Source organism: Ochrobactrum sp. PL_is483 (assembly GCF_055816855.1).
This window is the reverse complement of sequence record NZ_JBVPGS010000040.1, coordinates 91574-109042: the sequence shown is the minus strand read 5'-3', so window position 1 is coordinate 109042 and position 17469 is coordinate 91574. Positions and strand designations below refer to the sequence as shown.

The 17469-nt window shown below is 58.1% G+C and carries 14 protein-coding genes; 6 read left to right on the top strand and 8 right to left on the bottom strand.

The features are described 5' to 3' along the window. Positions 1–2 precede the first annotated feature (2 nt). Together AC0TNJ_RS18730 and AC0TNJ_RS18725 are read right to left on the bottom strand one after the other, a co-directional pair. Positions 3–1070 (bottom strand): AI-2E family transporter, encoded by a 1068-nt coding sequence (locus AC0TNJ_RS18730; RefSeq protein ID WP_473769297.1) that lies wholly within the window; start codon positions 1068–1070, stop codon positions 3–5. Between the two features lie 83 nt (positions 1071–1153). Continuing rightward, complete coding sequence (locus AC0TNJ_RS18725; RefSeq protein ID WP_473772010.1) at positions 1154–2275, bottom strand: HPP family protein; 1122 nt, start codon at positions 2273–2275, stop codon at positions 1154–1156. Positions 2276–2834: 559 nt separating this feature from the next. On the opposite strand from AC0TNJ_RS18725, the gene AC0TNJ_RS18720 reads away from it, so the two are divergent. The 3 genes from AC0TNJ_RS18720 (at position 2835) to AC0TNJ_RS18710 (ending at position 5967) form a co-directional block, all read left to right on the top strand. Next, positions 2835–3812, top strand: coding sequence for a tripartite tricarboxylate transporter substrate-binding protein (locus AC0TNJ_RS18720; RefSeq protein ID WP_473772009.1), 978 nt, complete (start codon positions 2835–2837; stop codon positions 3810–3812). 173 nt (positions 3813–3985) lie between these two features. After that, positions 3986–4447 carry a tripartite tricarboxylate transporter TctB family protein gene (locus AC0TNJ_RS18715; RefSeq protein ID WP_473772412.1) on the top strand — a complete coding sequence of 154 codons (462 nt, stop codon included), beginning with the start codon at positions 3986–3988 and terminating at the stop codon, positions 4445–4447. A gap of 11 nt (positions 4448–4458) precedes the next feature. Next, positions 4459–5967 carry a tripartite tricarboxylate transporter permease gene (locus tag AC0TNJ_RS18710; protein ID WP_473772008.1) on the top strand — a complete coding sequence of 503 codons (1509 nt, stop codon included), beginning with the start codon at positions 4459–4461 and terminating at the stop codon, positions 5965–5967. A gap of 28 nt (positions 5968–5995) precedes the next feature. On the opposite strand, the gene AC0TNJ_RS18705 is transcribed toward AC0TNJ_RS18710, so the two are convergent. The 3 genes from AC0TNJ_RS18705 to xylF all read right to left on the bottom strand — a co-directional run bounded on the left by AC0TNJ_RS18705 (position 5996) and on the right by xylF (position 9892). After that, positions 5996–7165, bottom strand: a complete 1170-nt coding sequence (locus tag AC0TNJ_RS18705) for a sugar ABC transporter permease (protein ID WP_473769293.1) — start codon at positions 7163–7165, stop codon at positions 5996–5998. A gap of 28 nt (positions 7166–7193) precedes the next feature. Beyond that, positions 7194–8729 carry a xylose ABC transporter ATP-binding protein gene (locus AC0TNJ_RS18700; protein ID WP_473772007.1) on the bottom strand — a complete coding sequence of 512 codons (1536 nt, stop codon included), beginning with the start codon at positions 8727–8729 and terminating at the stop codon, positions 7194–7196. A 143-nt stretch (positions 8730–8872) separates the two neighbouring features. After that, positions 8873–9892, bottom strand: coding sequence for a D-xylose ABC transporter substrate-binding protein (gene xylF, locus AC0TNJ_RS18695; protein WP_473772006.1), 1020 nt, complete (start codon positions 9890–9892; stop codon positions 8873–8875). 293 nt (positions 9893–10185) lie between these two features. Between xylF and AC0TNJ_RS18690 the strand changes: the two genes are divergently transcribed. From AC0TNJ_RS18690 to xylA, 3 genes are read left to right on the top strand one after another with little or no spacing between them, the layout of a single operon-like run. Next, on the top strand, positions 10186–11217 hold the full coding sequence (locus AC0TNJ_RS18690) for a LacI family DNA-binding transcriptional regulator (RefSeq protein ID WP_473772005.1): 1032 nt from the start codon (positions 10186–10188) through the stop codon (positions 11215–11217). A gap of 50 nt (positions 11218–11267) precedes the next feature. Then, a complete protein-coding gene (gene xylB, locus AC0TNJ_RS18685; RefSeq protein WP_473772004.1) occupies positions 11268–12725 on the top strand; it encodes a xylulokinase in 1458 nt (485 codons plus the stop codon). A 49-nt stretch (positions 12726–12774) separates the two neighbouring features. Further along, entirely contained in the window at positions 12775–14082 is a 1308-nt protein-coding gene (gene xylA / locus AC0TNJ_RS18680; protein WP_473772003.1) for a xylose isomerase, read from the top strand. A 65-nt stretch (positions 14083–14147) separates the two neighbouring features. Here xylA and AC0TNJ_RS18675 read toward each other — a convergent pair whose 3' ends face one another. Genes AC0TNJ_RS18675 through AC0TNJ_RS18665 form a run of 3 tightly spaced genes read right to left on the bottom strand, consistent with a single transcriptional unit; the run spans position 14148 to position 17400 of the window. Continuing rightward, positions 14148–15320 (bottom strand): Gfo/Idh/MocA family protein, encoded by a 1173-nt coding sequence (locus AC0TNJ_RS18675; protein ID WP_473772002.1) that lies wholly within the window; start codon positions 15318–15320, stop codon positions 14148–14150. A 7-nt stretch (positions 15321–15327) separates the two neighbouring features. Beyond that, complete coding sequence (locus AC0TNJ_RS18670) at positions 15328–16380, bottom strand: sugar phosphate isomerase/epimerase family protein (RefSeq protein ID WP_473772001.1); 1053 nt, start codon at positions 16378–16380, stop codon at positions 15328–15330. Positions 16381–16437: 57 nt separating this feature from the next. Next, entirely contained in the window at positions 16438–17400 is a 963-nt protein-coding gene (locus AC0TNJ_RS18665) for a substrate-binding domain-containing protein (protein ID WP_162792626.1), read from the bottom strand. Between the last annotated feature and the right edge of the window lie 69 nt (positions 17401–17469).

Sequence of the window (17469 nt, the reverse complement as noted above, 5' to 3'; positions counted from 1 at the left end):
GATCAGTCCTTTGGCAGTTGAGCGGGACTATTACCCTTTTGCTCTTCTGCCAGCAGCGACCATGCGGCGATGAACATCGCAGCAATTAACGGCCCCACCACAAAACCATTAATCCCGATCAGGGAAATGCCGCCAATGGTGGAGATCAATACGACGTAATCCGGCATGCGGGTGCCTTTTCCAACGAGTGGCGGACGCAGGAGATTGTCCACCAGCCCGATCACGAATACACCGACGAAAACCAGAACAGCTCCGCTGATCCATTCTCCACTCGCAAAAAACCAGGCCGCCGCGGGTAACCAGACAAGTGCTGCGCCAACGGCTGGCAGCATGGAGAGGAATGTCATCATGACACCCCAGAGCAAGGCTGCTTCCACACCGAGAAGCCAAAAGGTCACGCCGCCTATCGTTCCCTGAATGACAGCAATGATGATATTGCCCTTCACAGTCGCACGGATGACGGCGGTGAACTTTTCCAGAAACTGCCGGGTATATTCATCATTGAGCGGAATGGCCCGCCTGATCTTCCGCCCAAGATCCGCACCGTCGCGAAACAGGAAGAACAATAGATAAAGCATGATACCGAAGCCGATGAAAAATTGCAGCGTATTCTGGCCGAAGCTGACCAGCTTTCCGGCAAAAAGCTGACTGCCCTGCATGACTGCGGACGATATGCGCGCACGCCACTCGGCGAAATTGCCCAGCTCGAACCGGGTCAACCACTCCTCAAGGGAATCCGGCAAGGCACCCAGAATACGTGAAATATAACTGTTCAGATCGAACTCGCGACTGCTCAGCCGTTGGTAGAGGGAGTTACCCTCCTGCACCAGCGAGCCGAAAATGGCCAGCATGGGAATGATGACAAGACAGATGCACATCAGCACGGAAAGCAGTGCCGCAATGTTCTTCCTGCCCCCGAGCAGACGCTCCAGGCGCTGCTGCACCGGCGAGAACACCACGGCAAGAATAACCGCCCACAGGACCGCCGAATAATAAGGCAGTAGCAACCACGCAAAGGCGACGGTGACCAGTGCCAGTAGGATATAGAAGCTCGCGCGCTGGACGGACATGAACACCTGCTGCAGATTTCCGGGTCGGGAAACCCTGCCCGGAAAACCGTTCCAATTCAATAGAGAAGCACAGGCCCGGCAGGTTATGCCGCTTTCAGCGGTTCCAGTTTTTCATTGGGAAGAGAACGGGCAAGCGCGCTCAGAAGATCGCTTTGCGATACCAAGCCGATGATATGGCGCATTTCATCGATAACCACGACGGCGTGCGCCAATCCATCGGTCAGGCCGGGCAAAAGGCTCATCACCGGATCAGCCTGCGAAGCGGTTGGAGCCTCCACGATATAGTTTCTGAAATCGTCGCCCGGATGCATCAATTCGCGCAAACCAACCACGCCTTTGAGGCGACCATCATGGGCGCGCACCGGCAAGGTCAGGAGATTGTGCCGCAGGATCAGGTCGCGGGCCTGGCTCGCCGTTGCATCCTCGTCAATGCTGACCACATCACGGGACATAATATCAGCGCATGTCAGGTCACCATGCGAGCGAATGGACGCTTCGAGCTCCACCTGCCGCAACAATCGTCCCAGATCATTGCGATCAATATCGAAGCTTTCATCCAAAGCAAGCAAGGCGCGGTCGATGTCTTCCTCGCGGATACCCATGCGAACCGAAGGCGGCAGGTCTTCCGTGCTGTGCTTGTTTACCGGGGCTGCGGCCGCCACGTGAGGATATTTCCTGCGTGACAGTTTGTGAAACAGGATACCCAGGCCAACCAGAAGGCACGAGTTCAGCGCAACCGGCACAAGCGGAAACAGGAAACCCCACTTGGCAACCGCCGAACCGCCCAGAACCGCCGTCAGCGCCGCCGCACCGCCGGGGGGATGGAGGCTGCGTGTAACGGACATTGCAGCGATGGCCAGAGCGACGCCAAGGCCGATTGCCAGCGCCGGATCATCAACAAACTGGGTGACGGCCAATCCCACAAAGGCGGAAATCGTATTGCCACCGATGATGGACCATGGCTGGGCCAGCGGGCTTGTCGGAACCGCGAAAAGCAGAACCGCCGAAGCGCCGATCGGCGCAACGATCAAAGGCAAGTGCGGGCCGTTTCCAAGCAGCATACTCGATATGAAGCCAGTCAGCGCGATACCGATCAGCGCACCGAGGCAGGCAATCGACCGTTCCCGCAACGTCGCACCGGCAAGGATCGGCTTGAACAGTCGGGACATGCGCGACCGCTGTTGTTCGGTATCTCTCTGGGTCATTCCGTGGTTCAGGCCGATCATAAGGGCTTCAGCGAAAACTCAATGAAGCGATAACTATTCTCTTGGGAGTGAGACAATATCCCGCCCATGCCGGATTCGAACAGGAAAGCAAATCCGTATAAGCACTGCCGTAACGGAAAAATCGTCCTCCATTCATCAACTTGTCGAGAACAATGGTTTCAACAGGTTCCCGGAGACGTTCTGAACCGGCATTCTATCTGCCAATGTTTCCGAACAGAAAGCGGCTTTCCTTGACGGAAGCTGCGGGCAATTCAAGAGCGTTTCTGAGGCGATTCAGGGGGCAACGCCGGAGCTACCCAGACTTTGGTAGTATAATCGTTTTCATTGAAGCTCGGGCATTGGCAAGCCGCCGGGATACATCTACATTCTTTTTAGAGGAAACCGGACAGCCCTGCTGATTCAACAGCAACCGCGATGCCGAAACTCTTATGCAGTGACTTGATAATATCGAATTCAATTGCCTGTAGCGCCCGAAGAGGCGTGGGAAATAAATTCAAAATACCGGCGCGCCCGCCGCAACATAGTCTGGGAGGACACTATGATGAAGCTTATCGCCGCTCTGGCGACGACACTTGCTATTTCCACCGCTGCCTTCTCCGCACAGGCACAAAACTATCCTGAGCGAACGATCACCATGGTCGTGCCCTTTGCTGCCGGCGGACCTACCGACACAGTGACGCGGCTTGTCGCGGAATCCATGTCGAAGGATCTCGGACAACAGGTTGTCGTCGAAAATGTTGGCGGCGCAGGCGGAACGCTCGGCGCGGGACGGGTGGCAACCGCCGATCCGGATGGCTATACGCTCCTGCTTCACCATATCGGCATGGCGACGAGCGCCACACTCTATCGCAAGCTTGCCTATGACACACTGAACGGCTTTGAATATGTTGGTCTCGTCACGGAAGTTCCGATGACCATCGTTGCGCGCAAAGACCTTGAACCAACCGATCTCAAGGGACTGATCGAATATGCCAAGGCCAACAAGGATACGGTGACGGTCGCCAATGCGGGTATCGGCGCGGCCTCGCATCTTTGCGGCATGCTGTTCATGAGTGCGATTGAAACGCCGCTCGTCACGGTTCCCTACAAGGGAACCGGCCCGGCCATGACCGATCTTCTCGGCGGCCAGGTCGATATCATGTGTGACCAGACGACCAATACGACAAAGCAAATTCAGGCAGGCACCATCAAGGCTTATGCGGTGACCTCGCCCGAACGTCTGGACGTGCTGAAAGACCTTCCGACAACCAAGGAAGCAGGTCTCGACGGCATGGAAGTGGGTATCTGGCATGGCATTTATGCGCCCAAGGGAACCCCGGCGGAAATTACGGAACGCTTGTCGAAATCACTTCAGCTGGCCCTGAAGGACCAGAACGTCGTGGCTCGCTTCGCCGAACTCGGCACAAAGCCTTCGCCGGATTCCGATGCGACGCCCGCAGCATTGAAGGCCAAGCTCGAATCCGAAGTCGCACGCTGGAAGCCAATCATCGAGGCGGCGGGCCAATACGCCGACTGATCCTATGGCAGCCTGTCAGGGCGTGTCCTCTGGCGCGCCCTGATGGGCGTTGTCTCGTCTGCCGCTGATCAGAATCGCGGCTGACGGGATAGCTATCCGATTTCACATGCCGGTCCTCCGGCACAGCCCTTTCGATGGTGAATCCGAAAGATGATTGGCCCATGAACAAGCCTTTGAAGAAATTTTCAATAGACCCCACCAACGGGCTGTGCGGTGCCCTCCTCGCCCTGACCGGCGCTTTCTTTGCCTATCAGGCGCTAGATCTGGATCTCGGCACGTCGCTGCGCATGGGGCCGGGATATTTCCCCCTTGTTCTCTCAGGCGTACTGGTCCTGCTTGGACTGGTCATTCTTGTTCAGGCTACACGTGTCTCCGGTGAGCCGATGGGGCCGATCGCATGGCGCGGCCTGTTCTTTATTCTGCCTGCGCCGATATTTTTTGGCCTGACCGTGCGCGGCCTCGGTTTCGTGCCGTCGCTGTTCCTGACCTGTCTGATTGCCTCTTTCGCCTCAATGCGCATGAAGTTGCCCGCAGCACTCGTTCTTGCAACTGCGATCACAGTCTTCTCCGTCATTGTGTTCAGTTACGCCCTCGCGCTGCCTTATCAGCGTTTCGGGCCCTGGTGGCCGTTCTAGGGGGCACGAATATGGAACTTTTCAGCAATCTCGCGCTCGGTTTTTCAACAGCCTCAACGCTTGCAAATCTTGGCTTTTGCCTAATCGGCGTGTTGCTCGGCACATTGATCGGCGTGCTGCCGGGCATCGGCGCCACCGCAACAATCGCCATGCTTCTTCCGGTCACGTTTCAGATCGGCGACCCGGTTTCGGCGCTGATCATGCTCGCAGGCATCTATTACGGTGCCCAATATGGCGGCTCGACGACCGCAATTCTCATCAACATGCCGGGCGAGTCATCATCTGCCGTAACCGCCATCGACGGTTACCAGATGGCGCGGCGCGGACGGGCTGGCGCGGCACTTGCAATCGCGGCAATCGGCTCATTCTTCGCCGGTACAGTTTCCACTTTTCTTGTCGCAGTCTTCGCTCCGCCGCTGACTGAAATCGCCCTTAAGTTCGGGTCGGCTGAATATTTCTCATTGATGGTCGTGGGGCTGGTGTCGTCCGTTGCGCTTGCGCACGGCTCCATTGTCAAGGCTCTGGCGATGGTAGTGCTGGGACTCCTGCTCGGTCTTGTCGGCACCGATATCTATACCGGCGCGCCGCGTTTCACGCTCGGGATCACGGAATATGCCGACGGACTTAATTTCGTTGCCGTTGCGGTTGGCGTATTCGGCATTGCCGAAATCCTGCGCAATCTTGAAAGCGAACATACCCGCGAAGTGCTGATGGCAAAAGTCACAGGCCTGATGCCAACGCGCGACGATTTCAAGCGCATGACAGCTCCAATCCTGCGCGGAACCGTTATCGGCTCGGCGCTTGGCATTCTGCCCGGCGGCGGGGCCATTCTCGCATCATTTGCTTCCTACACCGTGGAAAAACGCATTTCCGACACGCCGGAAGAGTTCGGAAAAGGTGCGATCGCAGGCGTCGCTGGACCGGAATCCGCCAACAATGCAGGCGCGCAGACATCTTTCATCCCCATGCTGACACTTGGCATTCCAGCCAATCCGGTCATGGCGCTGATGATCGGCGCCATGATCATCCAAGGCATCGTGCCGGGTCCGAATGTTGCGACCGAACAGCCTGCCCTGTTCTGGGGTGTGATCGCGTCGATGTGGATCGGCAATCTCATGCTCATCATCCTCAACCTGCCGCTCATCGGATTGTGGGTGAAGCTTCTGACCGTTCCGTATTATGTGCTATTTCCGATCATCATGACCTTCTGTTCCATCGGCGTTTACAGCGTCAATTCGAACGTCTATGATCTTTATGCGGTCGCCTTCTTCGGCTTCATCGGCTATCTGCTGGCCAAGCTGCGCTGCGAACCGGCTCCCCTGCTGCTTGGTTTCGTTCTCGGTCCGCTGCTGGAAGAGCATCTGCGCCGCGCCATGATCCTGTCACGCGGCGACCCGGCAACGTTCTTCACCCGGCCGATCAGCGCCATTCTGCTTGCAATAGCCGCCGCCGTTCTCGTGGTCGTGCTGCTTCCATCGGTACGCAAGAAGCGCGACGAGGTATTTGTCGAGGAGAATTGATCTGGCTTGAACCGAAGGACCACATGGCTTATCCGCGCCGCGTGCCGGAAGAGACGATGTCGAGATAGACAGCAAGAACAAGAATGCTGCCCTTGATGATCTGCTGCCAGAACGTATCCACACCGAGCATGGACATGCCATTGTCGAGGCTCGACATGATGAGCGCGCCAACGAGTGCGCCAAGCACGGAGCCGACGCCGCCGCGCATGGACGTGCCGCCGATGAAGCATGAGGCAATGGCGTCGAGCTCGCCGCCCATGCCCGCCGATGGTGTGCCTGCCGCGAGGCGCGAGGTTGTCGTCAGACCGGCTACCGCCGCCATCAGCCCCATCAGCGCGAAGACCGCCATCTTGACGAAATTGACGTTCACGCCGGAAAAACGGGTCGCTTCGGTGTTGGAGCCGACCGCATAAATGTGGCGGCCAAAGACCGTCTGTTTCGCGATAACGGTGAAGACGCCAAGGATCACCAGCAGGATCAGGACCGGAACCGGCACGCCCTGATAACTGTTGAGGATCAGGATGAAGCCAAGGATCAGGATACCGATGCCAAGAAGCCTCGCAACTTCCATACCGGATGAAAGCATCTGGAGATTGTGCTTGCGCTTGCTGGCCCGCGTGCGCAAGGTCATCAGGATCAGCACTCCGAACAAGGCAATGGCACAGAGATTGCCAAGCCAGCCCGGCAGATAGCCTTGCCCGATATATTTGAACTCCGACGAGATCGGCGCGATGGTGACGCCGCCCATGATACCCAGCACAATACCGCGAAAGACAAGCTGTCCGCCAAGCGTGACGATGAAGGACGGTATCCCGAGATAGGCGGTCAGCCAGCCATTGAAGGCGCCAAGCGCAACACCAAGAACCAGAACGGTGCTGATCGTAGCCCACAAGGGCCATCCGAGGAGAACGTCGAGGACGGCGGCAATGCCGCCCAACAGCCCCAATAACGCGCCCACGGAAAGATCAATCTCACCGGCAACGATAACGAACACCATCGCCGATGCGAGCATTCCCGTAATCGCCATCTGGCGCAGGAGATTGGAAAAATTGCGCGCTGTCAGGAACTGCGAACGCCCCATCTCCGGATCATAGGTCAGGACCGCAAACAAGGCCCAGATGAGTGCCACCACGATCAACAGGGCAACGATCTTGTATTCCGCCAGAAATTTTCGGAGGCTTTTACCTGTCAACGTCATGTCGTGCACCGGTCAGATTTGCTGCGGATCACGCCGCATTGGTTGTGGGCTTGCCGATTGCGGCGGCGAGCACTTCTTCCTGGGTGAGATTTTCATTGGGGAAATCGCCGCGCAGCCTGCCCTCGCCGATCACGAGAACACGGTCGCTGATGCCCAGAACTTCCGGCATTTCGGAAGAGACCATCAGCACTGCTACGCCTTGTTTCGCCAGCGCGAAGATCAGCTTGTAGATTTCATATTTCGCGCCAACATCGACACCCCGCGTCGGTTCGTCGAGAATGAGCACCTTGGGGTCTGGCAACATCATTTTCGACAGCACGGCCTTCTGCTGGTTGCCACCGGACAGCGACGCGATTTCCAGCATCGGGTCTGCGGTCTTGACCTTGAGGCGTAGAATTTCGCGCTGGATCGTGGCCAGTTCCGCCTCCTTGTCGAGCAATCCACGCAAAGAAAACCGGTCAAGCACCGAGATCGTCATATTGTGGCCGACTGGCATGATGGGCAGGATACCATCCTTCTTGCGGTCCTCCGGCACCATGCAGATGCCCTGCCGAACCGCATCGCGCGGCGTGAGGATCTTCAGTTCCCTACCTTCGAGGAACACTCGCCCATCATGAGCACCAGGCCAGACGCCAAACAAGCTGGACACCAGTTCCGTCCGTCCCGCCCCCACCAGTCCGGCAATGCCGAGGATTTCACCACGCCGAAGCGCGAACGAGACATTGTCAACCACCTTGCGGTCGGGATTGGTCACGTCCCAGCAATTGATATTGCGCGCTTCGAAAATAACCTCGCCAATATCATGCGGTTCGCGCGGAAACAGGTTCTTCATCTCGCGTCCCACCATCATGGTGATGATGGCTGGTGTCGTCAGTTCCGCCATCGGCTTCGTCGCGATATGTGTCCCGTCGCGAATAACCGTCACCGTGTCGGAGATTTCAGCCACTTCGTCCAGCTTGTGGGAGATATAGACACAGGCCATGCCCTGCGCCTTGAAGTCCTTGATGAGATCGAGAAGGACGCGCGTTTCGGAGGCCGTCAGCGCCGATGTCGGTTCGTCAAGAATGAGCAGCTTCGCATTCTTGTTGATCGCCTTTGCGATCTCGATCAATTGCTGCTTGCCGCCCGGATAATGATAGACCGGAAGCGCGACATTGATGTCGTGAATATTGAGGCGCGCCAGAAGTTCCGTCGCGCGCGCGTTCATCTGGTCATAGTCGATGAAGCCGCCGCTTGTCGGCTCCGATCCCAGAAAGATGTTTTCCGCAACCGACAGATGCGGCACCATCATCAGTTCCTGATGGATGATGACGATGCCAGCGGCCTCCGTGTCGCGAATGCCCGTCGCCTTCAGTTCCTGGCCTTCCCAGAAAATCTCGCCGCTCCAGCTACCATGGGGATAGACGCCGGAAAGCACTTTCATCAGTGTGGATTTGCCAGCGCCGTTCTCACCGCAAAGACCGACACACTCGCCCGCGCGCACTTTCAGGTAAATACCATCGAGCGCTTTCACGCCGTTAAAGTCCTTACCGATATTGCGCATCTCCAGAAGATATTCGGACATCGTATATGACCTTGCAGTATTGAGCCGGACAACGCTGTCAGCAGCAGTCTCAACAATCCAGCAGGGGCCGGAAGCGGGACAATAACTCCCAAACTTCCGGCCCCTATGTGCCTATGTGCACAGGGCAAAACCGCCGGAAAGGCTTACTTCCCGTAGATCTGCTCCTTGGTGTAAAAGCCATCCTGAACGTAGATGTCGATATTGTCCTTGGTCACGGCAGTCGGCGTCAGCAGAAGCGTGTCGACCTGCTTGCCGCCATTGTCGAGCTTGGAATTGAATTCCGGCGTCTCACCCTTGACCATCTGGACGGTGAGCTTTGCCGCTTCCGAAGCAATAAGTTTCAGCGGCTTGTAGACCGTTACGGTCTGCGTGCCATCGATCAGGCGCTTGACGGCAGCGAGGTCACTATCCTGCCCGGAAACCGCAGTCTTTCCGGCCAGTCCTTGTGCTGCAAGTGCCTGAATAGCGCCACCGGCAGTGCCGTCATTCGAAGCCACAACAGCGTCAATCTTGTTCTGCGCTGCCGTCAGGGCGTTTTCCATGATGGAGAGCGCGTCGGTCGGGCTCCATTCCTTGACCCACTGCGACCCGATGACCTTCACCTTGCCGGAATCGATGGCTTCCTTCAGCGCCTTTTCCTGACCGGCGCGGAGAAGCTTGGCGTTGTTATCCGTCGGCGAGCCGCCGAGGAGATAATAATTGCCTTCCGGCTTGGCCTTCAGAACCGCTTCCGCCTGCATGAAGCCAACGCGCTCATTGTCGAACGAGATATAGGCGTCGATATCGGCATTGAGGATCAGGCGATCATAGGAAAGAACCTTGATGCCCGAAGCCTTGGCGTCAGCCACGACCGCATCGAAAACCTTGGAATTCATCGGCACGATGACGATGGCGTCAACGCCCTGCGCAATCAGGTTTTCAACCTGCTTGACCTGCTTTTCCTCGTTGCCGTCAGCCGATTGCACATTGACCTTCGCACCCAGCTTTTCGGCCGCTTCGATGAAATAGTCTCGGTCGCGCGCCCAGCGCTCGACGCGAAGATCGTCGATGGAAAAGCCGATAACCGGATTTTCCGGCGAAGCATGGACCGGCGTCGACGCCATGGCGCCGATGCCCAAAGCCGCAGCAACCAGCGCGCCGGTCAGAAAATTACGACGTTTCATGCACTCCTCCTCCAAACACCACCGGCCTTCGCCGGCTGATTGCAAAGCCTGCCCCGAACGTATCCGCCCCCGGAATTCGGCACGACAAAACAGCCCACTTCGGAGCTGCTTATTCCTTGAATGGCTGATCCTCCCGAATGCGCTTTGCGCCAAGATCACTCCATCAGGACAGTGCGCAAAGGCACACCGCCCCATCCTCGCGAACCATTGATACGTGAAGAAAAATGAATAGCAAGTATTTTTTGATTTACGTACCTCATTTTTGATCTTATGGTCCGCGTCGAGGAGCGAGAATGAAACCGACAGTCCATGATATAGCCAGAACAGCGGGCGTCAGCCTTGCCACGGTTGACCGTGTTTTGAATGAGCGGCCGGGCGTAAGAGCAAAGACACGCGAGCGGGTCATGGCCGCGATGAACACGCTTGGCTATGTGCGCGATGTGGGTGCGGCCAACCTTGCGCGCGGGCGGCTTTATCAGTTCGATTTTATTTTGCCGGACAATGAAAACACCTTCATGCTGAGCCTTCGCGCGGAACTGCAAGCCGCGACCGAACGGGCCTTGGCTGAGCGTGTATTGATCAATCTCGTGCTTGTACCCGCCTTCGATGAAGCGGCGCTTGTCGCGGCGCTGGACGATTGCGCCGAACGCAAGCCCAATGGTGTTGCATTCGTGGCAGTCGATACCGATCCGGTGCGTGAGGCCTGCGCCCGGCTGGGAGAGCATGGCATTCACGCCGTCACGCTCGTATCTGATCTGGGGCATTCCACGCGGACGCATTATGTCGGCGTCGACAACGGTGCAGCGGGGCGCACGGCAGCGCGGCTTCTCGGGCTTTTTGCCAACGGAACCGAAGGTGCGCTTGCGGTCGTCGCCGGCTCGTTGAAGGTTCGCGACCATCAGGAACGTTTCGATGGTTTTACCGCTGCCATGAAAGCGGACTTTCCGGGCCGCGAGATACTGCCCGTGCTGGAGGGCTTCGACGAGGGTCCGCGCGTGGAAAAGCTTGTCGACAAGCTGCTCGAAGAGCGCAGCGACATTGCCGGAATTTACAGCCTCGGTGCAGGTAATAGCGGCCTGGTGAAGGCGCTGGCAAAGCACAGTGCCAACCGCCCGCTTGTCATTGCGCATGAACGCGACAGCGTGACCTCGAAAGCACTGACGGATGGCATCATCCACGCGGTGCTGGCGCAGGATGCGGGCCACGAAATCCGCAGCGCCATCCGGGTGCTGAAAGCCTCTGCGGACCGTCTGGCGATCGTGCCGGGTCAGGAACACATCCGCATTGAAATTTTTCTCAAAGACAACCTGCCGCATTTCGACTGAGGCGCAGGCGACAATACCTTTCCAACGGGGCCTTTCCAACAGGAGCAAATATGTATCTCGGGATCGATCTAGGAACATCGGGGGTCAAGGCGCTATTGATCGATGACGGACAGACAGTGATAGGTTCGGCCCATGGCGAACTGGATGTTTCGCGCCCCCATCCGGGCTGGAGCGAACAGGACCCGACCCAGTGGATCAAGGCCTGCCGCACCGCAATCGACGGTCTGCGTGCGGCCCACCCGAAGGAGTTTTCGGCGATTGCCGGTATCGGCCTGTCCGGCCAGATGCATGGCGCTACCCTGCTGGACGAACAGGATCAGGTGCTACGTCCCTGCATCCTGTGGAACGATACGCGGAGCTATCGCGAAGCAGCCGCACTCGATGCCGATCCGGCCTTTCGCGCCATCACCGGCAATATCGTCTTTCCGGGCTTTACCGCACCCAAGCTCGTCTGGGTTGCCAATAACGAACCCGATATTTTCACACGTATCCGTAAGGTGCTGCTGCCGAAGGACTATCTGCGCCTCTGGCTGACCGGCGAATATGTGTCGGATATGTCGGATTCAGCAGGCACGAGCTGGCTCGATACTGGCGCACGCCGCTGGTCACATGAGCTTCTGGACAAGACCAGCCTCGATGAAAACCAGATGCCGCGTCTTGCAGAAGGCACGGACGCAACCGGGAGGCTGCGGGCTGAGCTTGCCGCCGAATGGGGCATCGTCGGTCAGCCGGTCGTGGCAGGCGGTGCTGGCGACAACGCAGCTTCGGCCTGCGGCATGGGTACGGTCAAGCCCGGCCATGCCTTCGTTTCGCTCGGCACATCAGGCGTGCTTTTCGCGGCGAACGGCGCTTATCAGCCGAAGCCGGAAAGCGCGGTTCATGCCTTCTGCCACGCCCTGCCCGACACCTGGCACCAGATGGGCGTCATTCTGTCCGCAGCGAGCGCGCTCGACTGGTATGCACGGCTTGTCGGCAAAACGGCCCACGAACTCGACAAGGCGCTCGGCGACACGCTGCATGCGCCGGGCAGCGCGACCTTCCTGCCCTATCTCTCGGGCGAACGCACCCCGTATAACGATGCGAAGATACGCGGCGTGTTTTCCGGTCTGGAACATGAATCCGATCAGCGCGCATTGACGCAGGCCGTGTTGGAAGGCGTCGCCTTCGCGATCCGCGACAATCTCGCCGCGCTGCAATCGGCGGGAACGGAAATCAGATCGCTCACCGCCGTCGGCGGCGGCTCACGCTCTACCTATTGGCTGAAGGCAATCGCGACCGCCTTGAATGTGCCGATTGCCTTGCCGGAAGAAGGCGATTTCGGCGGAGCTTTTGGCGCCGCGCGTCTGGGTCTCATAGCCGCTACGGGTGTTGATCCGCTGGCTGTCTGCACACCGCCGCGCACCGAGCGGACCATAGAGCCGGAAGCGCCCCTGATCCCGGTCTATGAGGAAGCCTATCAGCGCTATCACGCCCTTTATCCGGCACTTCACGCCCTCGCCGGTTCGTGATGCTGCCGCATACAATCAGACATGAACGTCATTCGAACGGGAGGACATAATGAGCACCGGATTTTTCGGCGACATTCAAAAGGTTAAATATGAGGGGCCGGACAGCGACAACCCGCTGGCGTTCCGCCACTATAATCCGGATGAAATCGTGCTGGGCAAGCGCATGGAAGACCATCTGCGCTTCGCGGTCGCCTACTGGCACAGCTTTGCCTGGGAAGGTGGCGATCCGTTCGGTGGTCGCACCTTCGACCGCCCATGGTATTCGAACGAGCTGGATGCGGCAAAGCTCAAGGCTGAGGTGGCTTTCGAGTTTTTCTCCCTGCTCGGCGCGCCCTATTATTGCTTCCACGATGCCGATGTGCGGCCAGAGGGACGCAACTTTGCAGAAAATACGCGCTATCTGAACGAGATCGTCGACATATTCGAGAAGAAGCAGGCCGAAACCGGCGTAAAGCTTCTCTGGGGCACCGCCAACCTTTTCTCCAACCGCCGCTATATGGCCGGCGCTGCAACCAATCCCGATCCCGACGTGTTCGCCTTTGCCGCCGCGACCGTGAAAAGCTGCATTGATGCGACCAAGCGACTCGGCGGAGAGAACTATGTGCTGTGGGGCGGTCGCGAAGGCTATGAAACGCTGCTCAACACCGATCTTGGCCGCGAGCTTGATCAGATGGGACGTTTCCTCAATCTGGTGGTCGAGTACAAGCACAAGATCGGCTTCAAGGGCACGATCCTGATCGAACCGAAGCCGCAGGAACCGACCAAGCATCAATATGATTACGATGTCGCGACGGTCTACGGTTTCCTGAAGCGTTACGGCCTCGAAAACGAGGTGAAGCTCAATATCGAGCAGGGCCACGCCATTCTCGCCGGTCATTCCTTCGAGCATGAACTGGCACTTGCCCGCGCGCTTGGCATTTTCGGTTCCATCGACATGAACCGCAATGACTATCAGTCCGGCTGGGACACGGACCAATTCCCGAACAATGTGCCGGAAATGGCGCTCGCCTATTATCAGGTCCTGCTTGCAGGCGGCTTCACGACCGGCGGCACGAATTTCGACGCCAAGCTGCGCCGTCAGTCGCTCGATCCGCAGGATTTGCTGATCGGCCATATCGGCGGCATGGATTGCTGCGCGCGCGGGCTGAAAGCCGCCGCCGGAATGCTCGAAGATGGCGCTCTGTCCAACCCGCTCAACGAGCGTTATGCAGGCTGGAACGGCGACTTCGGCAAGAAGCTTCTGAGCGGCCTCTCGCTCGATCAGATTACAGCCGAAGTGGAAGCGAAGGATATCAATCCGCAGCCAAAATCCGGCCGTCAGGAATATCTCGAAAACATCGTCAATCGGTATGTCTGAACCGGCAAAGCGGCGATAATAAAAAGGGCGCCACTCGCGCCCTTTCTTCTATTACATATCGATTTCTAAAGCTTGACCCAGCCACCGTTTTTCTGTGACGAACGCACGCAGGCATCGATGAAGGCAACGCCCTTCAAGCCGTCATCGACGGTTGGATAGATCACCGCGCTATCCGGCTTCTTACCGTTGCGATGGGCCTCAATGGCATTGGCCGCTTCCGAATAGATGGTGGCGAAAGCCTCCAGATAGCCCTCGGGGTGTCCCGCCGGTACGCGGGTCACGCGCGCGGCAGCGGAACCCACACCCGCCCCGCCCCGCGTGATGAGCCGCTTTTGCTCGCCAAAAGGCGTGAACCAGAGATAGTTCGGGTCTTCCTGCGCCCACTCGATGCCGCCCTTTGTGCCATAGACGCGCAGGCGCAGTGCATTTTCATTGCCCGGCGCAACCTGGCTGCACCAGAGCATGCCCTTGGCCCCGCCTGCGAAACGGAGCATCACATGCGCGTTGTCGTCGAGACGCCGTCCCTCGACAAAACTGTCGAGATCGGCAGCGAGGCTGTCGAGCGTGAGACCGGTCACGAAGGAGGCGAGATTGAAGGCATGCGTGCCGATATCGCCGGTCGCGCCGCCCAGTCCCGATTGCGCCGGATCAGTACGCCAGACGGCGCCCTTGGCACCTGTTGCCTCTACCGCTTCTGTGAGCCAGTCCTGCGCATATTCCACCTGTATGACACGAAGATCGCCAAGTTCACCATTGGCGATCATCTCGCGCGCCTGTCGCACCATCGGATAGCCGGTGTAATTATGCGTCAGAACGAACAGAGCACCACTTTCATCGGCGACCTTCTTCATCTTCTTTGCATCGGCAAGCGTAGAAGTCAGGGGCTTATCGCAGATGACATGGATGCCGCGTCGCAAAAACTCCTTGGCAGCTTCGTAATGAACGTGGTTCGGCGTCACGATGGAAACGGCTTCGATGCCGTTTTTCAGGCGCGCCTCGCGAATGGCCATGTCCTTGTAGCTGGAATAGATGCGATCTTCGGCCAGCCCCAGTTCACGCCCCGAGGCCTGCGCCTTTTCCGCTGAGGAGGACAAAGCGCCTGCAACCAGTTCGAACCGATTGTCGAGCCGCGCTGCCATGCGATGAACGCCGCCGATAAACGCACCTGCGCCGCCGCCCACCATGCCGAGGCGAATGCGTGGAACGGCCGTTTCCTTGGTTTTAGCTTCGATGGTCATTGCGTCCTCATAATCCAAGCATGCGTCGGTTGGCGGCGTCATCGGTGCCGCCGGAGGCGAAATCATCGAACGCCTTGTCGGTGACACGGATGATATGCGCCTTCACGAATTCAGCGCCTTCGCGCGCACCATCTTCCGGGTGCTTCAGCGCACATTCCCATTCGACCACGGCCCAGCCGTCAAAATCGTTCGCGGCCATCTTGGAGAATACCGCGCCGAAATCAACCTGACCGTCGCCCAGCGAACGGAAGCGGCCCGCGCGGTTCACCCAGCCCTGATATCCGCCGTAGACGCCCTGCCGCCCGGTCGGATTGAACTCCGCATCCTTGACGTGAAACATCTTGATGCGGTCCTTGTAGATGTCGATATTGTCCAGATAATCGAGGCATTGCAGGACATAATGCGACGGGTCGTAGAGCATATTGGCCCGCGGGTGATTTTTGACCTGCTCCAGAAACATCTCGAAGGTCACGCCATCATGCAGATCTTCGCCCGGATGGATTTCATAGCAGATATCGACGCCATGGTCCTCGGCATGATTGAGGATCGGCTTCCAGCGGCGGGCGAGTTCCTCAAATGCCGTTTCCACCAGACCGGCAGGACGCTGCGGCCATGGATAGATGAATGGCCAGGCCAGCGCCCCGGAGAAGGTGGCATGCGCGCCGATGCCCAGATTGCGCGAGGCGCGGATCGCCATCTTTACCTGCTCTACCGCCCATTGCTGGCGCGCTTTTGGGTTGCCGCGCACTTCCGGCACGGCGAAACCGTCAAACGCTTCGTCATAGGCCGGGTGCACCGCAACGAGCTGGCCCTGCAAATGGGTCGAAAGCTCGGTGACTTCGACACCGTTCTGGCGTGCCACACCGGCGAATTCGTCGCAATAATCCTTGGATTCAGAAGCCTTTTTCAGATCGATCAGTTGGCTCGCCCATGTGGGAACCTGCACCCCGACATAGCCCTTTTCGGCAGCCCATTTGGTGATGCCATCCCATGTGTTGAACGGCGCTTCATCGCCTGCGAACTGCCCGAGAAAAATGCCCGGCCCCTTGATCGTCTTCATCGAAACTCCTCCAGAATGAATTAAGGCGCGCCTCTGACGAGGCGCGCCGAACCGTGGTCAGAATGGCGAATCCGGGAAATAGAAGTCCTTGGCGTTATCCTTCGTGACAAGCGTCGCATCGAGGATGTAATTGCCGCTCACCGGAATCTGATCGTAGAAATGACCAGCGGCAAGCTGCATTGCCGTCGAAACCATCGCTGGCGGATAGAGAACATCGACCGGCACCAGCTTGTCGCCATCCATGACTTTCTTGATCATGTCCTTGGAGCCAGCTCCGCCTACGACGTACTGAATGTCGCTGCGGTTCGCCTGCTTGATGGCTTCCAGAACGCCAACAGCCATATCGTCATCCTGGCACCAGACCACATCGATCTTCGGATATTTGGTCAGGAAGTCCTGCATGACGCGGAAGGCATCGTCGCGGTTCCAGTTGCCATACTGGCGGTCCAGAACCTTCACGTTGGAGCCTTCGATGCCCTTGTCGAAACCATCCTGACGCTGCTGGTCGATCGGGATTGGCAGGCCGCGAATAACAACGACCTGTGCATCAGGCGTGGTCTTCTTGATATATTCGCCAGCCACCTGTCCGAGCGCCGGGTTGTTGCCGGCCACGTAGAGATCACGGATGGTATTATCGTTGCTGCTCGGCGCGCGGTCGACCAGAGCGACAAAAGTTCCCTTGTCCTTGATCTCCTTGATGGCGTTGACGAGCGGATCAGGATCGGTTGGCAGAACGACCAGCCCGTCGAGGCCCTGTACGGCCAGATCCTGCAACGCATTCGCCTGCGATGCCGCATCGGGCGACGTCTTGACGATGACGTTGAGGCCCGGATGCTCTTCCATCAGAAGCTTCGCCACGCGTTCGGCGTGATAGACGACGCCTGCCGTCCAGCCGTGATCGGCCGCCGGGATCGACACGCCAATCGTCACTTTCTTGTCCTGCGCACTTGCCGCGCCGCCAAAGGCCAGCGCACCCGCCGTCAGAGCGGCGAAAGCAAGCTTCATCAAATTCCCTCGCATAGTCTTCCTCCCAGTAAACGCGGGGCTCTCATTCCTCTCTGGCTGGAATCGCCCCACCAATCCCGCCAA